This window comes from Ignavibacteria bacterium (assembly GCA_016873775.1).
In the GTDB taxonomy this organism is placed as follows: Bacteria; Bacteroidota; Ignavibacteria; order UBA10030; family F1-140-MAGs086; genus JAGXRH01.
In genome coordinates this window covers 1-5,495 of record VGWC01000106.1, presented here as the reverse complement: position 1 = coordinate 5,495, position 5,495 = coordinate 1, and the positions used below count along the sequence as shown (strand labels likewise).

Below are 5,495 nucleotides of genomic sequence, written 5' to 3'. Positions count from 1 at the left end.
TCTGGTTATTGTGGCATTGATGTACGATTTGGGAAGACCGTTGCAAATTTGGCACGCGCTTATTATGTGGAATCCGCGTTCAGTAATGTTCGAGGTTGCTTGGTGCGTAATGCTGTATACTACGGTTCTTTCTCTCGAATTTTTTCCGGTTGTTTTGGAAAAATTTCATTTAACGCGCACGCAACACATACTCAAGAAAATCAGTATTCCGCTGATTATACTCGGCGTTATCCTTTCGACGTTGCATCAATCGTCGCTCGGTTCGCTGTATCTTATTGTTCCGGAGAAACTGTATCCGTTGTGGTATTCGCCATATTTGCCAGTGTTCTTCTATGTTTCTGCCATTGCCGTCGGATGTGCGATGGTGATATTCGAATCATTTCTCAGTTCCCGCGCATTCAACAAAGGATTGGAACTTTCTATGCTTTCTGAAATCGGAAGAATTGCCGTTGTTGCGCTTGCCGTTTATGCAACGATGAAATTCGTTGACCTTGCAAATCATTCGGCTCTTTCGTTGCTGATTGTGCCGCGCACAGAAACATATTTCTTCTGGTTAGAAATCGGAATCGGAATCGTTGCACCGCTCGCACTACTTTTGAATAAGCGTATGCGGGAAAATTACAACGGTTTATTCTTGAGCGCGGTGATGATTATTCTTGGTTTTATTCTCAATCGTTTGAACGTGAGCATTACGGGAATGGAAGCGTGGAGCAACGTATCGTATTTTCCATCGTGGATGGAGATTCTTGTTACGATGACCATTGTAACGCTCGGCTTTATTATTTTTTCTTTTGTCGCTCAAAAACTTCCGGTGTTCAAACAAGAAGAAACTGAAATGCAACCCAACATGCACGAACATTCTTTGTATGACAAACATCTTTCTACTTTAAACAATCGCAATGAACTTCTCTTCGAACAATAATTCAACGAATGAAAAGGACGTTCGCTGTGTGTGGATGAGTGCGGGATTGATTTCGTACCAACTCTGCGACAGAGAATTTGCGTGTGAACAATGTCCTCTCGATATCGCAATCAGGAAGCAACATCGTGCGCCGGATACTGTTCGGGGACCAACATTTCCGTATGCGTCTTCTCGCGTCGCGAAGAAACCATTGCCGAAAAACATATTATACAGCAGACACCATTGCTGGATTTCTTCGATGAACGAGCGTTGCGTTCGTATCGGAATAGAATCCATGCTTGCGGCGATGTTGCTTTCACTGAAAACCATTGTGTTCCCTGCCGTCGGCGAAACACTTCGACGTAATCAACGCTGCGTATGGTTTGTGCTTGATGAAGGAACGCTTCCGATTGTATCGCCAGTGGAAGGAACGGTTCATACGATAAACATACGCGTAAAAAACAACCCGTTGGAATGTTGTCTTCATCCTTTTGAACACGGATGGTTGTGGGAAATGGATGTTGAAAACAAAGCATTGCGAACTGCAGGATTATTAAATTCTTTGCGAGCAGAATCAATGTATGATTCAGATGCGGCGGCTTTTTTTTCACTCGTGCGCGCCTCGCTGAAAGAGAATGCAAACACCGTTGGTTTGACGTTAGCCGATGGCGGGATACTGCTTCCGGACCTCTCACATATTCTCGGCGCACAAAAATACTGTTCATTGCTTCGAAAAATTTTTTGCTGATATGCAGCAAAGAAACAATTTCTGTCCATTTCTCAAAGTATGCGGTGATATACAATGTACAGTAAAGATTTGAACATCCATTACTCTACTTCTCAAATACAAAAATACTCTTTTCCGTATTGAGATAACGAAGTGTTCGTTCCTTCTTCAACAATTCAAAATACGTTATGAATCATTATAATGCAATGGCACGTTTATTGTGATTTATGAACGGATGACATTTCGGTTTTTTCATTCCCTGCGGTTTCGTGTGCTTGTCGGTTCGTTGGCATTGTTGCTCGTGCTTTTCGGTGTCTATTCGTACTTTGCTATTCATTTTTTTACAGAACAGATGATGACGTATGTTCTCGATAATGCAAACAGAATGAGCAACGTCATCTTAAAATCAACGCATTACAGTATGTTGTTGAATCGCAAAGAGGACGTTTATCAAATTATCAATACCATCGCGCAGGAACCCGGCGTTGAAGGAATTCGTATTTACAACAAACGCGGAGAAATAATATTTTCGACAATGACAAAAGAAATGCACACAATTGTTGATATGAATGCGGAGGCGTGCTTTATTTGCCACAGTCATAACAACGTGTTGGAATCTGTTCCATCCAACAATCGAACGAGAATTTATTCTTCGGCAAACGGAAACCGCATCCTTGGTCTCATCAGTCCGATTCGTAACGAAGCACTCTGTTCCAATGCCGCGTGTCATGCGCATCCGAGGAATAAAACCGTTCTTGGCGTTCTGGATGTTCGTATGTCGTTGGAGCAAATAGACGCAAATATTTCCGAAGCACAAACGACAATGCTGTTCTACGCAATCGGAATGATACTCCTTGTTTCCGTTGCTTCGTCTGTATTTTTGTATTTCATCGTAGATAAACCGGTGAAAAAATTGTATGAAGGAACTCAGCAAATTTCGAAAGGAAATCTGTATTACACGATTGCTGTAAAAACCAAAGACGAATTAGGTCAACTTGCGCAATCATTCAACGAGATGACCAATTCACTTCGGCAAGCGGAAGATATCAACCGCGAATGGGCAAAAACATTAGAACATCGCATTCAAGAAAAAACTGCTGAATTGCAAACTATTCACCAACAAATTTTACAAATAGAAAAAATGGCTTCGCTCGGGAAATTATCCGCAACGGTTGCGCACGAATTGAACAATCCCCTCGAAGCAATTCTTACCTACGCAAAACTCATTGCGCGAATAATCCGAAAAGAACCAACACAGACGGAACTTCTCACGCAGATAACGGAAGAAATTGAATTGATTGCGCGCGAAACACACCGTTGCGGAACCATTGTGAAAAACTTGCTGCTGTTCTCCAAAAAGCAAATCGGCGAAATGAATATTGTTCCCGTGCAATATGTTTTGGAAAAAGCGATTGAACTGATGCAGCATCATTTTCAAATTTCCGGTGTTGAACTGCGCACCACGATTTGCGATTCCAATCCTTCGCTTCTGTGCGATGAAAACCAAATTCAGCAAGCATTCGTCGCGCTCTTTGTCAATGCTGTTGAAGCGTTGCCCGATGGAGGAACGCTTTCTGTTTCCGTCCGCGAACTCTTTGAGGAAGATGCAATTACTATCGCAATATCCGATTCCGGCATCGGTATTGCGCAAGAAGATCTCCTGCACATTTTCGAACCGTTCTTTACAACAAAAAAAGAAGGACAAGGCGTTGGTTTAGGTCTTTCCATCGTGTACGGTATCGTTGAACGACACGGAGGGAAAATTTCCGTTCATTCGAGTATAGGAACAGGAACAATCTTCACGCTTAAATTTCCGCGCGCGGGAAGCAATTTACAAAAAGTATAATTAACGTATCCAGTACACATTATGAATTCACCCATTGCACTGTTAATAGTGGACGATGAAAACATTGTTCGCGATTCTCTTTCGAAATGGTTTCGCGAAGACGGTTACTCTGTTGGAACTGCAGAAAATGCTGTTGTCGCGCTTCGTCAAATGCAAACACAACATTGGGATATTATTTTACTCGATATTAAAATGCCCGGAATGGACGGTATTGAGTTGCAGCAAAAAATAAAAGAGATTGATGCAACAGCAACAATTATTTTTATTACTGCGCACGCGTCCGTTGATACGGCGGTGCAGGCGTTGAAAAGCGGCGCGTTCGATTACATCACGAAACCTATTGACCCCGACCATCTTTCGCATTTGGTATTGAACGCAATAAAACATCGCGCATTGCAGAACGAGAACGCAACGTTAAAAGAGCAAATTTCCGAATTCTTAAACCCTGATGACATTATCGGCGATTCTCCGCAAATGAAAAAAGTTCTGGAATTAACGCAAACCGTAGCGCGTACTGATACAACGGTTATGATTCGCGGTGAAAGCGGAACGGGAAAAGAATTAGTTGCACGCGCAATTCATTGCAACAGCGAGAGAAAATATTTCCCGATTGTTACCGTCAATTGCGGCGCGCTTCCCGAAGGAATTTTAGAAAGCGAATTATTCGGACACGAGCGCGGAGCATTTACCGGAGCGCAATATCGAAGAAAAGGAAAACTCGAACTTGCTGACGGCGGAACATTATTTCTCGATGAAGTCGGAAACATTGATATGAAAACACAAATGGATTTGCTTCGGGTTATTGAAACAAAACAATTCACCCGCGTTGGCGGCAACAACATCATCAAAGTAGATTTCCGAATTATTTGCGCAACAAACAAAGACCTTGAAAAAGCGATTGCAGAGGGAACATTTCGGGAAGACCTCTACTATCGTTTAAATGTGTTCACGATAATTATTCCGCCGCTCCGTGAACGTAAATCCGATATTCCGATTCTTGCAAACTTCTTTGTGAAAAAACACGCGCGAGTTATGGGAAAACCCGTCGCATCATTTTCTGCGGAAGCGATGGATACGTTGGTGCAATACGATTGGCGTGGAAATGTTCGTGAACTCGAAAATGCTGTCGAACGCGCAATGGTTATCAAGAAAAACAATGTGATTCTGGCGGATGAACTACCGTTTCAATTGAGTGAACATCATCAGTATTTTACTTCTGGTTCACTTGCGGCGATGGAACGCGAACATATTGTTTCCATTCTCAAACAAAACAATTGGAATATTTCACGCTCGGCGGAAATTTTACAAATTGACCGCGTAACACTCTATAATAAAATTGAAAAATACGAACTGAAGAGACCGTCGTGACTTCCACGATTACGATTCTCAATGCAACAACGCTTTCTGCATCACCCCTGCGTGATATTCTGCATGAAGTGGAAAAAAATCTCCGTTGCTCTGTATCTTTGCAAAAACATTCGCTCGATATCGAAAAAACATTCGACACTTCACGCGGACAATATTATTCCACTGCGATTCTCACACAAGTAATGAAACGCGCGCCGGTTTCTACAAAATGTGTTGCGCTTGTTGATGTCGATGTATTTATTCCCGTTCTCTCGTTTGTCTTTGGAGAAGCGCAATTTGGAGGCAATGCGACGGTTGTTTCTACACACCGTCTTTGTAATCAGTTTTACGGAATGCCTGCAGATGAATCATTGCACGTGCAGCGGATTGCAAAAGAAATTATTCACGAACTTGGACACACCTACGGTTTATATCATTGCCGTAACTTTGAATGTGTTATGCGTTCGTCAACATACGTTGAAGATATTGATTTGAAAAAAAGTTCGTTGTGCAATGAATGTTGGCAACTGTTTGAAATACTTTCATTAAACAATTTGAAAAAAAACGAATGAATATTTTCTAAATCTTCCTTTCTCGCTTTACTTTTTCCCGTATTTCCTTACTATCTTTCTCACCGAATTTTACATACGTTTTCTTTTTTTTATTTCTCTCTG

General features: G+C 41.9%; 5 protein-coding genes. All 5 read left to right on the top strand.

The genetic code is table 11. The features are described 5' to 3' along the window. Nucleotide 1 precedes the first annotated feature (1 nt). The 5 genes from FJ218_10725 to FJ218_10705 all read left to right on the top strand — a co-directional run bounded on the left by FJ218_10725 (nt 2) and on the right by FJ218_10705 (nt 5,393). Nucleotides 2-922, top strand: coding sequence for a Ni/Fe-hydrogenase cytochrome b subunit (locus FJ218_10725; GenBank protein ID MBM4167374.1), 921 nt, complete (start codon nt 2-4; stop codon nt 920-922). Continuing rightward, nucleotides 900-1,649, top strand: a complete 750-nt coding sequence (locus tag FJ218_10720; protein ID MBM4167373.1) for a hypothetical protein — start codon at nt 900-902, stop codon at nt 1,647-1,649. Before FJ218_10725 ends, FJ218_10720 begins: the two co-directional genes overlap by 23 nt. 214 nt (nt 1,650-1,863) lie before the next feature. After that, entirely contained in the window at nt 1,864-3,474 is a 1,611-nt protein-coding gene (locus FJ218_10715) for a HAMP domain-containing protein (protein MBM4167372.1), read from the top strand. A 21-nt stretch (nt 3,475-3,495) separates the two neighbouring features. Beyond that, nucleotides 3,496-4,842, top strand: coding sequence for a sigma-54-dependent Fis family transcriptional regulator (locus tag FJ218_10710; protein ID MBM4167371.1), 1,347 nt, complete (start codon nt 3,496-3,498; stop codon nt 4,840-4,842). Continuing rightward, complete coding sequence (locus FJ218_10705) at nt 4,818-5,393, top strand: archaemetzincin family Zn-dependent metalloprotease (protein ID MBM4167370.1); 576 nt, start codon at nt 4,818-4,820, stop codon at nt 5,391-5,393. Before FJ218_10710 ends, FJ218_10705 begins: the two co-directional genes overlap by 25 nt. Nucleotides 5,394-5,495: the final 102 nt, after the last annotated feature.

Coding starts and splice junctions, on each gene's coding strand:
- FJ218_10720 (MBM4167373.1), top strand. CDS start 900: ATGAACTTCTCTTCGAACAATAATTCAACGAATGAAAAGGACGTTCGC.
- FJ218_10715 (MBM4167372.1), top strand. CDS start 1,864: ATGACATTTCGGTTTTTTCATTCCCTGCGGTTTCGTGTGCTTGTCGGT.
- FJ218_10710 (MBM4167371.1), top strand. CDS start 3,496: ATGAATTCACCCATTGCACTGTTAATAGTGGACGATGAAAACATTGTT.